Origin of the sequence: Vibrio sp. B1ASS3 (assembly GCF_905175355.1) — a bacterium.
In the GTDB taxonomy this organism is placed as follows: Bacteria; Pseudomonadota; Gammaproteobacteria; order Enterobacterales; family Vibrionaceae; genus Vibrio; species Vibrio owensii.
This window is the reverse complement of sequence record NZ_HG992742.1, coordinates 3680939-3697040: the sequence shown is the minus strand read 5'-3', so window position 1 is coordinate 3697040 and position 16102 is coordinate 3680939. Positions and strand designations below refer to the sequence as shown.

The window sequence follows — 16102 nt, the reverse complement described above, 5'->3', positions numbered from 1 at the left end:
GGATGAAAAAAGTTTTATGTTATGCACCTGTATCATCAGGTCATCTTCAAAAGTGGATCTCGAAGTTTGATAGTGAATTTGAGATAGTGGTTGTTACACTACACAACGACAAAGCCTCATTTGCTAGAAATGAGGCAATACGAGTAGTTTCTTTGCCCAGATTTGTTAATAATCGTCTAGACTTTTTTTTAAACCTCCCATTATTGCAATGGATATTTTTAAAGGAAAAGCCAGACTTAATATACGCAAGCTACTTCTCATCTTACGGTCTCGGTTCTGCATTTTTATTTTCTAGATGTAAGAAAATATTATCGGTATGGGGGACAGATGTTAACTCCATTCCAACACGTCCTAATTGGTTCAAAAAGCTTGCTCGATTAGCATTGAAAAGATTCTCTTGGATTAATGCGCCAGCAGAGCACATCAAAGAAAAACTAGTTCAATTAGGTGCTGAGCCTAATAATGTTGATGTCTTTCAGTATGGGGTATTGACCGAAAAATATAAGCTCGATTTTCAGAAAAAATTTCGGGAAAGTGAAGAACTTAGATTTCTTTCCATAAGAAATTGGGACGAACTATATAATATAGACCTAATCATCAATGCATACTCAGCATATTCGCTACAAACTAACAAAGCTTCAACCTTAACTATAATCGGTCGAGGTAGGCCAGTTGAAGAGCTAGAATCTATAGTATCTAAATTAAATTTTGGTAATGGACGTGTTGATATTGTAGGCTATGTTGATGAATCATCATTGTTGGAACTTTTCAGTAGTCATCAGTTTGTTATTAGCATTCCTGTTATGGATGGTTGCCCATTATCATTGTTGGAATCAATGTGTGCAGGTTTAATTCCTATAGTGTCTGATTTGGACGCAAACAGAGAGTGGCTAGACGATGACCATGCAATATTTGTTGATACAACTAATATAGATACTATTATCGATGGTTTCTCCAAATGTTCGCTTAAATTTGAAGAGCAACGTGAAATATTAGAACATAATCGTAATTTAGTAGTCTCGAATGGCTGTAGAGACGTGAATACAAAGAAACTAAAAGATTCCTTTTATAGGTTTACATCGGAATGAAGTATAGATCAGATATCCAAATATTACGTGGAATAGCAGTAGCTCTGGTTGTTCTTTATCATTTAAATATTTCGACCATTAGAAGCGGATTTCTCGGCGTTGATATGTTCTTTGTTATTAGTGGATTCCTGATGGGGGTGCTATATCAAGGCAAAGATACGATCAGTTTTTTCCAGAGAAGAGCTAAAAGATTACTGCCCGCATATGGAGTCACTCTAATTACTACAGTGCTCGCTTCATGTGTTTTAGTGTTGCCCTCTGAGCTAGACGGTATACTAACTCAGGCTACTGCATCATTGTTTTTAGTTCCCAATATTTACTTTTGGACACAAAATTCCTATTTTTCTTCTGAAAACTTTAATCCCTTACTTCACTTTTGGTCTTTAGGAGTAGAGATTCAGTACTACTTGGTTTTTCCAGTCCTTGTTTATGTTTTTTCTCGATGTAAGCCAGCAAAAGTAATTGTAATTATATTATCAATGATTGCTTGCTTTGCTCTTTTAAAGATATCTACCAAATCAGCATTCTTTATTATGCCATTTAGGGTATGGGAGTTTTTGATTGGTTACGTTGCAGCAGTATCATTCACAACAAACGGTCAAGTAAATAAGAGTAACGCTACGCTATCTATAATAGCAATTTGTCTATTACTTACTTCAATATTTCTCCCAGTCTCAGGCGGAGAAAAAAGTATTTTATGGGGACACCCAGGGTTAGGCGCTTTGTTTGTATGTATAGTTACATTCTTAATCATAGTTAATGGTATTCCAAAATATTTAGTTGAAAGTAAAGTAGGGAAAACTTTGATTTGGTTAGGAGACCGCTCTTATTCAATTTATTTAGTGCATTTCCCCTTAATCTTGTTGTACACATACACTCCATTTGAGGTCAATGCAAATTTCTCTCTCTCCTATTTAGAAATATTTACATTATTGGTCGCGACTCTTATTCTATCTGTTTTGCTGTATGAATTGATAGAAAAACAAAGGATGTTTAAAGCTTCAAGAAAAACAGCGATAATCCTTTATACCGCTGCTGTTTTGAGTATCGTGGTTGGTAGTCAAGTTCCAAGCTTAATGTATCTTAATGAAGAGGCTAAGGTTTTCTTTGCATTAAAGGACCGAAGTAACTATCGCTGTGGGACGTTGAACCGATTAATGTCACCGACAAGTCCTGTTTGTGAACTAACAGGGCTTGATGAGAAAGATAATACAGAGAATGTTCTACTGGTTGGTAACAGTCACGCAGATGCAATTAAGAAAGAGTTTACAGAAGTTGCAGAAAGTCAGAACATCAGAGTTTATTTCATGGTGTCAAATCGTCCCCTAATGACACGTTCTGGTATAGATGTTAACTCGGTAATGAAAGTTGTTGAAAAACACCATGTTGATAAAATTGTCCTTCATTATAAATTTCATGACATAAAAATTGAAACTGTTAAGGAATTACTAGCAAAGGCTACGCTGGCCAATGTAAGAGTAGCATTTATAGAGCCTGTTCCTATTTGGAATGAAAGTGTACCTAAAGCGGTCTATTACAAGAACTCTCTTTCACAAACTCTTGAAGATTATAAACGTACTCATGAAAGCTATCTAAAAGGCTTATCTATGCTAGCAAATAATACTAATGAGTTTCGATTATTTCCTGTTAGTCGTGTATTCTGCACTCCAGACTGTAACATTAAAGATGAACAAGGCAATCTGCTCTACTTTGATAGCAATCACCTGACTTTGAGTGGTGCCAAAAAACTAGAGGATGTAATTGAAAGGGTGCTGCTTTGGAGGTAGTTGTGGTTCAATTTGGGGCTTTAAGTAATACCTAAATCATCAATGAAAGGTAACGTTGTTAGATGAGTTCACTAGTCTCAATAATTATGCCAACATACAACTCAGAATGTACTGTTGTTGAGAGCATACAGAGTGTATTAGCCCAAACATATAAAAATTGGGAACTGATAATAGTAGATGATCGATCATCGGATAAGACTTGGGAAGTTGTTACAGGCTTTGCAGGACAATACGATAATATCCATGTTTATCAGAATGAAAAAAATCAAGGGGCAGGCGCAAGTCGTAATGTTGCGATAGAACAAGCAAAAGGCCGCTTTATTGCCTTTTTGGATTCGGATGACCTCTGGACAGAAGATAAACTGTCAGAGCAAATCGCGTTCATGCTCGAAAATGATTATCCGCTGACATATACGCACTACAGTCGTTTTAATAGTGACGAAGAGCTGAATGTCGTCACTGCACCTGAGTACACGACCTACAAAAAGTTGATGTACAGCAATGTCATTGGCTGCCTTACGGCGGTGTATGATACTAAGGTGTTAGGTAAGCGTTATATGCCCTTGATTCGAAAGCGTCAGGATATGGGACTATGGCTGGAAATCTTAAAAGATACTCCGAAAGCTTACTGTTTACCTAAGACATTAGCGAAGTACCGTATGGATAGTGGCATGACATCAAATAAATTCAGCGTGTTGTCATATCAGTGGCGCTTCTACAGAGACGTTGTAGGATTGAACATACCGAGAAGCATGTTTACCTTTTCAGTTTATGCCGTAAAAGGCACGATGAAACATCGCTCGAAAAGAAAGTCATAGTGAATTACATGACGAGTAAGTTGCCGATCACCATAAAAATGACAAAAAAAAAGAGCCATCACTCAGTGATGGCTCTTTTTTTTTGTCTTTGTATTCTTAGCTAAAGGCTTGAATAGCTAGGTTCTAGCGGCCCATACCGAACAGAACCGTTTTCACGGTAAGAAGCAATATCTTCACTTCCATTTTCCAGTTCTGATGCTTGATGTAGTAAATATCGTATTTATGCTTCCACACCGCATCTTCAACAGAAGCACCGTATGGATATTTTACTTGAGCTAAGCCCGTCACACCTGGTTTAACTGCGTGACGAAAGCGATAGTAAGGAATCTCTTTTTCCAGCTCTGCGATAAACACTTCACGTTCTGGGCGAGGGCCTACCATAGACATCTCGTTTCTCCAGACATTGATAAGTTGTGGTAGCTCATCAATACGAGTCTTACGGATAAATTTACCTACGCGAGTAACACGAGCGTCATTCTTGGTCGCCCATTTCGCACCGTCTTTCTCGGCATCGTTTCGCATAGATCGGAATTTAATAACATCGAACTCTTCGTTGTATTGACCAGTTCGGCGCTGCTTAAAGAAAACCGGGCCTGGTGATTCTAACTTAATAAGAAGAGCAGTAATCAAACCTACTGGGATAGCAACCCATGCCAACATAAAGACGAAAAGAAGGTCAATAGCACGCTTTTGCCAACTGTTCTTACGGTTAGATAGAATCGAGAACGCCTTTTGATGTAGGAAGTAGCCGCTATGCAGTAGTTCTGTCTCTGTGTAACCAAGGCGACGGTCAAAGTAGCTAACCAATGGCTCAACCCAAGCGCCAAGCTCTGTGGCAGCAACAAGATAAGCTTGCTGTTCGCTGTCTAGGTGTGAGCTTCTAAAATGACAAAGTGTCTTATTCTTAAAGTCACGAATTGCATAGTTATTGATCTGCGCATTGATCTCAGGGTGCCTTTCCAACACTAAAGAGATCTTCTCTTCATCTGAAGCCGGACAGTAAATGTAAAGGCAAGCATCTTGTGTGCCTGCGGCTAACTCGTCCAACGCTGATGCAATGCTAATTGAATTATTCTTAGATAATTCAGTGGCTTCTCGTTCTTGAAGCGTGTTACTGATACTGTCTGTCATAGAATGGGATATTTTAATGTTCGACTAGCCAATTACTAACAAGTCGAGGATTATAATTTATTTCGTACTGAAATTATATCCCCATATTCACAACATGCTCGTAACTTCGTTAAATTATTTGAATAATAGAAGCACTTAAACTCCGAATTATACAGAAAATTTTTGATTCCTCTGATAGAAATAGCGTGTCATATTTGGCTTTTATAGAATACTTCGCAAGTAGTAAAATAAGCTCAAACAAGGAAGCGCAACTAAGCAAGGACGTGATGATCCAGTGCAGTTAAGAGGTGATGTAACTCATGTTTAGCTTTACCTTCTCCATGAATAAGATGTATCTCTTTTGGGGCTACTGGTATTCCTTCTACAAAATTCAATAAATCCCCTTGGTCTGCATGCGCAGAGTAACCAGACATCGTATGTACCTGAGCTTGCACATTAATTATCTCATCATCAATCCCCACTTCTTTAGCTCCGCTTTGTATATCTTGACCTAACGTGCCTTCTGCTTGGTAACCAGCAAATAACACATCATTACGCTTATCCGGCAACAATGCTTTTAGGTAATTGACCACTCGGCCCCCTTCACACATCCCAGAAGCTGCAACTACAATAGCCGGTTCCGCAGTACTGGCGAGGCGATTTACTAGTAACTATTCACCCAGGAGCTATTGACAGCAAATTTATGTGACTGAGTTAACTTGATCCCACATTCAACTTGAGTGATCTTTTTGTGGTGGCAATCTGGAGGTATGAATAAGAAAACATTACCTCCACCGCCAGATTTCGATTCGCCTGAAGAGGCGAAAGATATCATCCACTTTTTATGGAATAAGTTGGCTGAGCTTGAAGATAGGCTAAACCAAAATAGTCGCAACTCTTCTGTGCCATCATCTCAACAACCCCTGCATAATAAAGCTAAAAATACTTCGCCGAATCGGAAGAAATCTGGAAAAAAGCAAGGAGCTCAACCAGGTCATAAAGGCAATCGCCGACTGCTTCATCCTATTGAAGAGAGCGCCTCGGTTGAGCAATATTTACCGAATAAGATATGCCACTGCGGTGGGTGTGTTATTCCAAATAGAAAACCTTATAAACGACACCAAATCTTTGACTTGCCAGATATCTCATACACGCTTGTTGAACATCAAATTTTTAAAGGCGAGTGCTCATGGTGTGGTGATAAGCATCAAGCGGAGCTTCCAGAGTCTGTGCCCGATGTTCAAATGGGGCCAAATCTACATAGCTTTATCGCAATCCAAGCGACGCAGCACCACCAAAGCATAGGTAAAATACAATCTATGCTGAAAGACGTCTTCCAGCTTAACTTCTCAACAGGTGCAATATCTGCGGCGCAAGGACGAGTCACTGAATACTTAGCTGATACTCATACTCAAATCCATGACACAGTAAAAGCATCTAAACTGATTATGGCTGATGAGACTTCACATCAGCGCAATAATGATAAACGCTGGATGTGGGCCGCACTCAGCAATAACGTAGCCTTTTTCCAAATTAACAGCGGAAGAAACCAACATGCTGCCAAACGACTACTTGGTGAAGCGGTTTCACACCTTTTAGTGACTGACCAATATTCTGCCTACAAATATATCGACGAATCTAAGCGCCAATTATGCTGGGCTCACATATTAAGGAACGTCATCGCTATCGAGGAAAGCGTTTGTCCTGAAAACCAAAAAATCGGAGACAAACTCGCTTTAATCGCTCATAGCGTATTCAGGTGTCATCACCGATATATCGAAGAAGAAATTACCGAAAGCCAATATTACCGCCGACTCAGGCGGTTACGAAAGAGCTGGCTTCATTGGCTCAAATTGGGTAGTTATCAATGCTCAAAACGATATCGAGGTAGATGTCGAAATCTCATCGCTGATGATGCTATGGTCTGGCGGTTTATGGACGACTCCGAGTGCCCGTTAACAAACAACGCAGCGGAGCGAGTTCTCCGTAATTACATACTGATGAGGAAGTGTTGTTACGTGACTCGCTCATATCGAGGCGACCAGTTCCGCGAACGAATGTTCTCGCTGATAGAAACAGCCAAACTTCAGCAGGTCTCTGCTTATAAATGGCTGCGTGAAATCGTCGAACATCACATGTTGAAAGTTGATTATCAGGCGCCAGTATTTTTAGCGTAAACCGTCGTCAATAGCTCATGGGTGAATAGTTACATTTACTAAGCGCAAATGTTCACTATGATTCTCAATCGTAATACACTGTTCAAACGCCAAAGGATGACGATGGTTACCCAAGCGTTGCTTTGCTTCTTTCCCCCAAAGCTTCTTAAATCGACGATAAGTCTTTGTGACCTTCTTTGCTAAAGGAGAGTCCAGAGTAATCGGAAGTGAATCTTGTAAATCGTGCTGATGAATAAGCTGTTCAATATCAAATAGCAGTTCTTGCGTTCTACCTACACTGAATGCCGGAATTATTATGACACCACCGTCCTCAAGCGCGTGGTTGATGATGGAGAGCAATCTTTGGCTTCGGCTTTCCACGCTCTCATGTTTTTTGTTACCGTAAGTGGATTCGATAAACAGATAATCCGCACGAGTAGGGGAGATAGGGTCTGGCAGAAGCGGCGTATTACTTGGTCCCAAGTCACCAGAAAATACCACCACTTCATTATTAGGAAGCTTAAACTCTATATAAGCAGAACCAAGAATATGTCCCGCAGGCTGAAAGCGAAGATAAGCAAGTTCCTTAAGTGGTAGCCATACGTTGTAATCACAAGGCACTAACCGCTTTTTAATCACATTAAGAACTTGTTCTCTTTGTATCTTGTTTAGCCCTAATTGAAGCTTCAACCCATCTTCCAGCATAAGCGGCACAAGCTCTGCCGTTGCATGAGTGCAGTAGATCTTGCCTTTATAACCCGCCGCCAATAACCAAGGTAAACGGCCAATATGATCGATATGAGCGTGAGTAAGCACCAAGGCCTTTATTCTGTGTACGGAAAACTCGATCTCTAATGCCCGATTTCGCCCGCTAGTTAATGCATCCTTTCCTTGAAAAAGCCCACAATCAATCAAAATTCTGCCTTTAGGCAGCCTGAGTTCATGGCATGAGCCCGTGACAGTCTCTTTTCCTCCGTGGTGAATTACTTCCAATGTCTATCTCCCTAAACATTCTGCTTCAGCTGGCTTTTATATATGCAAAAAATATGAAACTAGATTTGCCAAATTGAGTACCTTTACAGCTCTGAAATTTGCGCCTCATAACGTAAGAGATCTTATCGATTTGTTACACAGAAAAGAGTGAGATTGATACGATGGAGTTAGAGGTGTGTCATAAAATTGACGTCTAGAGCTTACAATGTAATGAAACAAAACTCATATTTATGCACTTGTGTGCGCTTTGATGTTTTGGCTCAACCTCACGTAATTGATTGTCTTTAGATATAATACGTTGGCTGTTTTATAGGATTGACAGCTATTTATCTCGGCTTGGTAGAAACGTGATTATCATTGTCAAAAAAAAGCCAATTTAGAGTAAAATTGCGGCTTTTCGTTGCAACTGGTTTGCTATACAATTTAGCGCGTTGGTTTTTAGAATAAAACCATAGACATTTTGGATGGAATGATTGCCTTTAGGAGCCAGACCTAAGGGCGGTAGCGTACAAAAATCGTCGTCAAGCTGTGCGAGAAGCGCTAAAGCGACTCAAGCAAGGCGGAAAATATAAATAATAATAAGCACCTAGGTGCACTTCTGGCAAGAAGATTCTTGAAAAAACGAGAACGATTACAAAATTGTGTATCCCCAGTCGTCGTGGGGGGGAACTCGACGCTGCCAAAGTGAAGAGTTTTAGTTGGTTAGGCATTGGTACAAATATCTGTTCACTAACTGAGAACTTAACATAGCTATTGAAGCATCCGTGCATCAATAAATATGGTTATGGAATCAGCTCGCCTATAAACACAGGTTTACCGCATTAAATGGGTAAACTTCGTGGTCACCATACTTCTATCTTTATTTCAGCAATTGCTGATGTGACATCGCATACATGTGATGTGGTTTTGTCACGCCCAAAATTTACCTGCTTACAGACCATCTTATGCGGTGAGGCTTAAATGTCGCGGTTTGTTAAGCACTCTCTAACCTGTGATGCAATACAGCCCAGTAGGGAAAGCGGTCGGATGCGTTATAGATTAACTTCAAATTAGTGAATAACACAGTTGGCTAACATGAATAGTGCATATCTATTTGTCTTTATCTTATCTTTTGTCTTGCTCTTTATCTTACGTAAAGTCGCAAAGCGTGTCGGTTTAGTGGATAAACCTAATGCGCGTAAACTCCACCAGGGCGTTGTACCATTGGTTGGAGGCATTTCTATCTACCTTACCTTACTCGTCGGGTTTATTTTCTTTATCCCGATGAACGATAACTTGGCACTTTACCTTGTGTGCTCAGCGATATTGATTGTATTGGGTGCCTTGGATGACTATTACGATGTTAGCTTCAAAATTCGTCTAGCCATTCAAGCCGGCATTTCTCTTGCGATGATCCACATTGGTGGCCACAGCTTGCATGATCTTGGCTACTTAATGGGGAGTGAGACTATCGCCCTTAGTGAATTCGCCGGTACCGTGATTACCGTTATCGCAGTGATTGGTGCAATTAACGCCTTTAACATGGTTGATGGTATTGATGGGTTACTCGGCGGGCTTGCCTCAGTAACCTTTACCGCGCTTGGAATCGTATTCGCCTACAGTGGTAACGAGTACCTTGCCACTATCTGCTTGCTCATCGTAACGGCGATGGTGCCATATATCCTTCTTAATCTTGGCTTCCCCCTTGGCCGCCGTTTCAAAATCTTTATGGGTGACGCCGGCAGCATGTTTATCGGCTTCTCTGTGGTGTGGATGCTTATCCGCGGAACGCAAGAGCCAGAAACCATAGCCTTCAAACCAGTGACGGCACTTTGGTTGATTGCACTCCCTTTGATGGACATGGCTACCATCATGATCCGCCGTATTCGTAAAGGTCAATCACCTTTTCAACCGGATAGAGAGCATTTACACCATATTTGTCAGCGCTTAGGGTTATCTTGCCATACTACATTAACAGTACTATGCATAATTTCATCAGTGTTTGCACTTATAGGCATTTTATCTGATGTAAATAATGTAAGTGAAAGTGTTATGTTTATAGCATTTCTGATGTCTTTCTTTGCCTACTTTTTATTCATAAATAATATTTGGCGTTTAACAAAGAAAATAAAGAGCTCTAGGTTTTACAGTAGGGTAAATAATTATTAAGTCGCGTTTATGATTGTCTCTATTAAAGAAGTCTTCAATTTTTTCAGTTTTGCTTTAATACTAATATGGCTATTTTCTGAATACATAAAAGCTGCAACTAATTTAGGAGGGTTAAGTTTAGTTATACCTCTGGTTTTTTACCTTGCTTCTATGTTGTTTTTGTTGTTCACAAAAAGGAATGTAATTAATATTAAATACATATATTTAATTTTTTCTTTTTTTTCGTACCTATTACTCATAACTATAATATCTGTAATCAGAAACCCTTTACTATTTGATATCAAAGGGTTTTTTTTTGTAAGTTGTCAAGTTGTCATCATTTTTATCGTTAATTGTCTTAGGTTACACACTGGATGAAAAGTATAAAAAATACCTATTGTACATAATTTTTACTTTCTTGCTGATGAATACAATAGTGCTTATCCTTCAGTTTTCTTTTGGTGTTGACTTTGTATCAAGATTAGGAATGAAGTATGGAATGGAAACTCACTTTTTCCGTAATAGTAGGCCAACAGGATTAACTAATAGCAGTAATACAATTGGAGGTTTTTCTGTATTTTCATTGTTTATCGCATTATACCTAATAAATACTGGGTATAGAAGTAAAGCACTCGTGAAGAATATTTTATTCCTTTCTATAAGTACAATAATTTTGTCAACTTCAAAACAATCAATATTCTCAATGCTGATTCTATTTTCTTTTTATAGTGGTGTTAACTTTAGGAAAGTAATTTTCGGGATAGTTTTGGGTTCTGTGCTATCTACATTTTTCTTATATTATAACATATATGGAGTTCACGATAAATTTAGCCAATATATCTACATGCTTACCACATCAGATGCTACAGTGAACTTCAATTATGTTGAAACAAGAGCCATGAATTTCTTTAACGCGTTTAGTTTATTTAATGCTAATACGTTTTTGGGTACAGGGTTAGGAACATGGGGCGACTTTTCTGCTTCTTTCAATCAAAACAATTACATACTGCTAGGTTTTAATACCATGTCAGATAGTTATATCAGTCACATTCTTGTTGAGCATGGGATTGGTATTACTTTATATTTGTATTTTGTATTTATCTTTATTGAGAGGAATGAATATAGGTTACTTTTATTTTTAATTACATTGATATTGTTCATGCCATCAATGGGATTTTCTGTCCCTGTTTTTACTGCTGGATTTTGTTTGGCAAATTTATTCATGAAAAAGTCTGAGGAACATAATGAATATATCAAAAATTAGAACCATACTCAGAGAGCTTGTTATAAGAGCTAATTTATATCTACTGTGTTCAGTATATAAAATGAATATTGACAAAACTGCTAAGGTCTCTTTGAGGGCAAAGATTGATAAAACTTATCCTGAAGGTATAAATATTGGTTCATACAGCTATATATCAAATGGAGCAATGATTTTAACACATGACTTTATAAATAAAAGAAAGCTAAACACTTCAATCGGAAGTCGATGCTTTGTTGGAGCCAACACAATTATTATGCCAGGAATTGCTATCGGAGATGATGTCATAATTGGCGCTGGTTCTGTAGTTACTAAAGATGTAGATGATAAATCTATAGTTGTTGGTAATCCTGCAAAAATAATAAAGAAAAATAACGGCTTGGATTTATATGGAAAGTACAAAAAGTAAAAGTGTCATTTCAGATATAAAACTGTCATTTATTCTTCAGATTGTAACGTATATAGCCCCATTTTTGATTCTCTCCCATGTTACTAAAATATTAGGTGTGGAATTATATGGTATCTATGCAATCGCTTTCGCCATTGTTTCTGTAATTATAATTATTTTTGACTTTGGCTTGTCACTATACTCTATTAGAGAAATAGCTAAAGCATCGAAAGATAAAATAGATGAAATTTTATGCAATAACATAATTGTCAAAATTATGTTGTTTTCATTTTCTATGCCGATATTTTTGTATCTTACATACAATGTTATATATTTTGAAGAAAATTATTGGTTGTTTTGGTATGCATTTGTATTCTCATTAAACCTTGAGTGGTTTTTTCAAGCTATCAGAAAAATTAGTTATCAACTATATCTTAGGGTTATAACGTCGGTAATACAATATGTTATAGTTTATTGTTTCATTCTTGATAAACAAGATGCTTATATTTTACCTTTATCATTGTTTATATCATGGACAGTGAATCTAATTATATCTTTATTTATCATACATAGGCTCGGTTATCGGTATAAGAAACCGTCCTTCCTTAATGTTGTAAATATGATTTCGCAATCAAAATATTTTTATTCCAATAAGGTTTGTATTAATTTAATTAGTAAGTCAGCAACATTTATAATAGGTGAGTTTTCTTCTGCTAAGGAAGCAGCAATATTTGCCATAGCTGAGAAGATATATCTAGTTGGAAGTAATCTTATTCTTTCAGTCAATAGGGTGTTATATCCATACATGGCAAAGGAAAAAGATCTTGCATTTATAAGAAAAATTATTTTTCTCTTTGTTCTTATATCTGCTCCGGTACTTGTATCATCCTACTTTCTCTCCGAATACATAATTAATTATTTCTTTGGTAAAGAGTTTTCCTCATCGGCAAGTGTGCTCTTTTTATTTACCGTTGTATTTATCATTGAAGCTTTGAATGGAATTGTTGGATATCCTGTTTTAGCAGTATACGGTAAAGATAAACTACTGAACAAATCTATTTTGTCGTCAACTGTTCTGCATTTGTCAATACTTTTTACTTTTTATATCCATGACGTTGAAATTACGGCATATAATTATGTGTTGTCATTGATAATATGCTTTTTGTTTGATATGACAATAAGATTCTACTCCTATAGTAAAATTATAAAAAATTAAGGTTTTTAATGAATTTAAATATAGCTGTACAGTGCTCTCCAAACTTTGCGCATCATCCTCATGTAATTCCTATTGTTGATAACTTACTGTTACGTGAAGGAGTCAATATATATATATATTACCTGGACTCATCAGATCTTCATTGTTTTCTGAAGTATAAAAATAATGAAAATGTTTTTTTTATTCAATCTGGAGGGTATGTTCCTCTTAAGTTTGGTTTAATGGTTGAGTTTTTTATCAGATATTTTAGAAATTTTTTAACTAAAATAAATGATCTTAACCTTGAGTTAATAACATCGTTTGGTTTCTTGAAAAAGATGGATGCTATTATATTTACTGACTTAGTTTCTGGGAGGGTTATAAAAAGAATAAACCCTTCAACAAAAGTAATTTGGGCCTTACACGGACCTATTGCTAGCTCACACATGGCCAGTAAATCAATCGAAAAGGTAGATATAATTCTTACGCAAGGTAGACAGACATCAGAATGTTTTTATAAATCTGGGGTTTCAAAAGAAAAAGTTAAAGAGATAGGCTCGGTTAAGTTATCAAGTTTTAACAGTTACACAGATAACATAATATTTAATAACAATAGAAAAACTGTTTTATATAACCCCCACTTTAATTCAAAACTTGGTGGTACTTCCTGGATTAAATTTGGATATGATCTTATAGAATATATTGCTAAATCTAAGGAGTATAATTTGATATTTGCTCCCCATCCGAACCTATCCAATAATATTGATAGATTTATTATTGATAAATATAGGAATTGCGAAAATGTTATCATTGATTTAGGTAGTAATAAAGTTGCTAACTTATTCTATTGTGAAGAAACAGATATATATATTGGTGATATTAGTAGTCAAGTATTAGAGTTCATTTATCTAAAAGAAAGAAAGTTAATATTCTTTGATGATGAAAATGTTTCAGATGAATCTAAACGAATACATGAACTCGGTGTTGTGATAGAGCGCCTTGATGAACTAAGTCATGCTTTAACGTTGGAGTTTACTGAAGAAAACAAACTTAGGCAGCGAGATTTCATTAATAATGTTTTTTCTAATAATATAGATTCTTCGGCTAAAGCTGCTTCTGATATAATTTATGAATCAATATGGGATAGGTAATGAGAATAAAAAATGTATTACTAATTTCTAATATGTATCCAAGCGAAAGCTTTCCATATTTTGGCTCATTTGTTAGAAATATCGAATTCGAACTAATAAAAGAAAACTTTAAAATTGATAGAGTTGTTATTGATAAAAAATATGAATCTAAATTTAAAAAAATAGTAGCATATATTAAATTCTATATTGACATTATTAGGAATGTCTTATTTGAAGATTATGATTATATTTATGCTCATTATGTATCTCATGTATCTATACCACTGCTTTTTTGTAAACTTATAAAACCTAAACTAAGAATAATTTCACATGTGCATGGAGGAGATGTCAAATTATTATCTGGAACCTCTAGTATTTTCTTTGCTATCAAGTATAACTTATCTAAACTTTTACTCAATAAATCAGAAAAGTCGATTGTACCTTCAAAATGCTACAAAGACTACTTATCTTCTAACAGAGCAATCAATAGTCGTTCTACTATAATTTACCCTTCAGGTGGAGTTAACCCATCTATATTTTGCTACTCGTATAAAAATAGAGAGTCAAAACGGCTCGGTTATGCTGGTAGATTAGTTAGATCAAAAAATGTTCATCTTATATTGTCAGCTTTAAGAGAGTTATCCGATTATAGTTTGGATATAGTCGGTGAAGGGAAAGAGAAACAAACGCTAGAAAAAATGGTAAGTGATTACAACTTGGCGGATCGAGTTACATTTATACCACCTTTAGATCAAGATAGCTTAAAGATATGGTATCAAAAAGTGGATACGTTAATATATCCTTCAGAGAGTGAAAGTCTTGGTTTAGTTCCTTTAGAAGCAATTGCTAGTGGTGTTAAAGTAGTTCTTTCCGATATTCCTGCATTTAAAGAGTTTGAAGAAAGAGGTATTGACGTTAATATGATGGCTAACCTAGATGCAGATAGTATTGTTTCTTGCATTAAAAATATATACTTAAATAAAGATAGTGATCTTGAGGCTAATTCAATTCAAGTGTTATCGTTATATTCTTCTGAAATTGTAAAAGAGAATTTAGTAAATGCATTCAAATGAAAAATCTATTTTATTTTGCTTTGGAAATGGGGGGCATAAAGCTCAAGCATTTAGGCTCGCATCTTTAATATGTAATGAATTGAAAGACTATAATGTAATTTCATTATCTGACCTCAAGTTAAAACCATATTGGTCTAATGAGCACTTTGTCTCTGGTGAGTTGAGAAAGAAAAATAGTCATTTTGATATCTTTCTTAACTTAGGTCCTATAAATATTTTAAAAAGTATCAAACAAATAAGTAAGTCTCATAAAGTTAAAGTTGTCATATCTACGGGGCCAGGAATATCTATAATTGCTTCTGTTTTCTTTAAACTAGCTGGAGCACGAATAATTCATATCGAAACTTGGTCAAGGTTTAAAACAAAATCTCTAACTGGTAAATTAATGTATCTAGTCTCGGATAGATTTTATGTCCAAAACTTAGAGCAAAAAAAATATACCGTAACGCTATATACTCGGGTCGACTATGAATATTTTTATAACTGTAGGTACAACTAAGTTTACAGAATTAATTCGTGAAGTAGATGATTTTTCTAGACTAGATGAATGTAAAGATTTTAACTTTTTTTGTCAGACTTCTGACGATACCTACTTACCCGAAATGCCTAATGAAAACTTTATTGAAAATATTGAGGATTATTATCAGTGGGCTGATCTAGTCATTACGCATGCAGGGGCCGGATCAATATATAGGCTTCTAGAGATGGAAAAGAAGATAATCATTGTTCCTAACCTTTCTAGAGTTGATAAGCATCAGTCTGATATAGCTAAGTTTATGGAAGAAGGTAGATATGCTCTTGTCGTCTGGGACTTGAGTCTTTTATCTGAAATAATCTCTATTTCTAATTGTTTTATTCCAAAAAAATATCATGTCGATAGGTTTTTTAAGGCAAAAGAAATTGTAAACTTTATTGATTCGGTTTGTTTTTGATTTTTTGAGGTTATGGTCATGCCTTTAAGGGCTACTTTTATTGG

Annotated in this window: 13 protein-coding genes and 2 pseudogenes; 12 read left to right on the top strand and 3 right to left on the bottom strand. The window is 36.3% G+C overall.

Features of this window, described 5'->3' with window-relative positions; genetic code table 11:
• The first annotated feature begins 2 nt into the window (after positions 1–2).
• The 3 genes from KJB05_RS16780 (at position 3) to KJB05_RS16770 (ending at position 3693) form a co-directional block, all read left to right on the top strand.
• Positions 3–1088 (top strand): glycosyltransferase family 4 protein, encoded by a 1086-nt coding sequence (locus KJB05_RS16780; protein ID WP_208445363.1) that lies wholly within the window; start codon positions 3–5, stop codon positions 1086–1088.
• A complete protein-coding gene (locus KJB05_RS16775; RefSeq protein ID WP_208445364.1) occupies positions 1085–2875 on the top strand; it encodes an acyltransferase family protein in 1791 nt (596 codons plus the stop codon). The genes KJB05_RS16780 and KJB05_RS16775 overlap by 4 nt, the downstream gene beginning before the upstream one ends.
• A gap of 62 nt (positions 2876–2937) precedes the next feature.
• Positions 2938–3693: a glycosyltransferase family 2 protein gene (locus KJB05_RS16770; RefSeq protein WP_208445365.1), complete on the top strand. Its 756-nt coding sequence runs from the start codon at positions 2938–2940 to the stop codon at positions 3691–3693.
• Positions 3694–3816: 123 nt separating this feature from the next.
• Here KJB05_RS16770 and KJB05_RS16765 read toward each other — a convergent pair whose 3' ends face one another.
• On the bottom strand, positions 3817–4824 hold the full coding sequence (locus KJB05_RS16765; RefSeq protein ID WP_042604312.1) for a sugar transferase: 1008 nt from the start codon (positions 4822–4824) through the stop codon (positions 3817–3819).
• Between the two features lie 251 nt (positions 4825–5075).
• Positions 5076–5471: pseudogene (locus KJB05_RS16760) on the bottom strand (MBL fold metallo-hydrolase RNA specificity domain-containing protein); the annotation flags it as partial.
• Positions 5472–5573: 102 nt separating this feature from the next.
• On the opposite strand from KJB05_RS16760, the gene KJB05_RS16755 reads away from it, so the two are divergent.
• Positions 5574–6980 carry an IS66 family transposase gene (locus tag KJB05_RS16755; protein ID WP_208446529.1) on the top strand — a complete coding sequence of 469 codons (1407 nt, stop codon included), beginning with the start codon at positions 5574–5576 and terminating at the stop codon, positions 6978–6980.
• Between the two features lie 33 nt (positions 6981–7013).
• On the opposite strand, the pseudogene KJB05_RS16750 reads toward KJB05_RS16755, so the two are convergent.
• Positions 7014–7952 (bottom strand): annotated as a pseudogene (locus KJB05_RS16750) (MBL fold metallo-hydrolase); the annotation flags it as partial.
• 1074 nt (positions 7953–9026) lie between these two features.
• Between KJB05_RS16750 and wecA the strand changes: the two are divergent.
• From wecA to pssE, 8 genes are all read left to right on the top strand, one after another.
• Positions 9027–10100, top strand: a complete 1074-nt coding sequence (wecA, locus tag KJB05_RS16745) for a UDP-N-acetylglucosamine--undecaprenyl-phosphate N-acetylglucosaminephosphotransferase (protein WP_208446336.1) — start codon at positions 9027–9029, stop codon at positions 10098–10100.
• A 310-nt stretch (positions 10101–10410) separates the two neighbouring features.
• The gene (locus tag KJB05_RS16740) at positions 10411–11343 is read left to right on the top strand and encodes a hypothetical protein (RefSeq protein WP_213053088.1); all 933 of its coding nucleotides are present in this window, start codon (positions 10411–10413) and stop codon (positions 11341–11343) included.
• Positions 11324–11749, top strand: a complete 426-nt coding sequence (locus KJB05_RS16735) for an acyltransferase (protein WP_208446334.1) — start codon at positions 11324–11326, stop codon at positions 11747–11749. Before KJB05_RS16740 ends, KJB05_RS16735 begins: the two co-directional genes overlap by 20 nt.
• The gene (locus KJB05_RS16730) at positions 11730–12944 is read left to right on the top strand and encodes an oligosaccharide flippase family protein (protein ID WP_208446333.1); all 1215 of its coding nucleotides are present in this window, start codon (positions 11730–11732) and stop codon (positions 12942–12944) included. The genes KJB05_RS16735 and KJB05_RS16730 overlap by 20 nt, the downstream gene beginning before the upstream one ends.
• Positions 12945–12952: 8 nt before the next feature.
• Entirely contained in the window at positions 12953–14074 is a 1122-nt protein-coding gene (locus tag KJB05_RS16725) for a CDP-glycerol glycerophosphotransferase family protein (protein WP_213053087.1), read from the top strand.
• Positions 14074–15126 (top strand): glycosyltransferase family 4 protein, encoded by a 1053-nt coding sequence (locus tag KJB05_RS16720; protein WP_208446331.1) that lies wholly within the window; start codon positions 14074–14076, stop codon positions 15124–15126. The genes KJB05_RS16725 and KJB05_RS16720 overlap by 1 nt, the downstream gene beginning before the upstream one ends.
• Positions 15113–15625, top strand: a complete 513-nt coding sequence (pssD, locus tag KJB05_RS16715) for a PssD/Cps14F family polysaccharide biosynthesis glycosyltransferase (RefSeq protein ID WP_244868309.1) — start codon at positions 15113–15115, stop codon at positions 15623–15625. Before KJB05_RS16720 ends, pssD begins: the two co-directional genes overlap by 14 nt.
• Complete coding sequence (gene pssE, locus KJB05_RS16710) at positions 15594–16058, top strand: PssE/Cps14G family polysaccharide biosynthesis glycosyltransferase (RefSeq protein WP_103410295.1); 465 nt, start codon at positions 15594–15596, stop codon at positions 16056–16058. Before pssD ends, pssE begins: the two co-directional genes overlap by 32 nt.
• Positions 16059–16102 lie beyond the last annotated feature (44 nt).

What these genes read in the sequence shown, in the direction of transcription:
- KJB05_RS16720 (WP_208446331.1), top strand. Translation starts at nt 14,074, where the DNA reads ATGAGAATAAAAAATGTATTACTAATTTCTAATATGTATCCAAGCGAA.
- pssD (WP_244868309.1), top strand. Translation starts at nt 15,113, where the DNA reads ATGCATTCAAATGAAAAATCTATTTTATTTTGCTTTGGAAATGGGGGG.
- KJB05_RS16765 (WP_042604312.1), bottom strand. Translation starts at nt 4,824, where the DNA reads ATGACAGACAGTATCAGTAACACGCTTCAAGAACGAGAAGCCACTGAA.
- KJB05_RS16770 (WP_208445365.1), top strand. Translation starts at nt 2,938, where the DNA reads ATGAGTTCACTAGTCTCAATAATTATGCCAACATACAACTCAGAATGT.
- KJB05_RS16780 (WP_208445363.1), top strand. Translation starts at nt 3, where the DNA reads ATGAAAAAAGTTTTATGTTATGCACCTGTATCATCAGGTCATCTTCAA.
- KJB05_RS16725 (WP_213053087.1), top strand. Translation starts at nt 12,953, where the DNA reads ATGAATTTAAATATAGCTGTACAGTGCTCTCCAAACTTTGCGCATCAT.
- pssE (WP_103410295.1), top strand. Translation starts at nt 15,594, where the DNA reads ATGAATATTTTTATAACTGTAGGTACAACTAAGTTTACAGAATTAATT.
- KJB05_RS16730 (WP_208446333.1), top strand. Translation starts at nt 11,730, where the DNA reads ATGGAAAGTACAAAAAGTAAAAGTGTCATTTCAGATATAAAACTGTCA.
- KJB05_RS16775 (WP_208445364.1), top strand. Translation starts at nt 1,085, where the DNA reads ATGAAGTATAGATCAGATATCCAAATATTACGTGGAATAGCAGTAGCT.
- wecA (WP_208446336.1), top strand. Translation starts at nt 9,027, where the DNA reads ATGAATAGTGCATATCTATTTGTCTTTATCTTATCTTTTGTCTTGCTC.
- KJB05_RS16735 (WP_208446334.1), top strand. Translation starts at nt 11,324, where the DNA reads ATGAATATATCAAAAATTAGAACCATACTCAGAGAGCTTGTTATAAGA.
- KJB05_RS16755 (WP_208446529.1), top strand. Translation starts at nt 5,574, where the DNA reads ATGAATAAGAAAACATTACCTCCACCGCCAGATTTCGATTCGCCTGAA.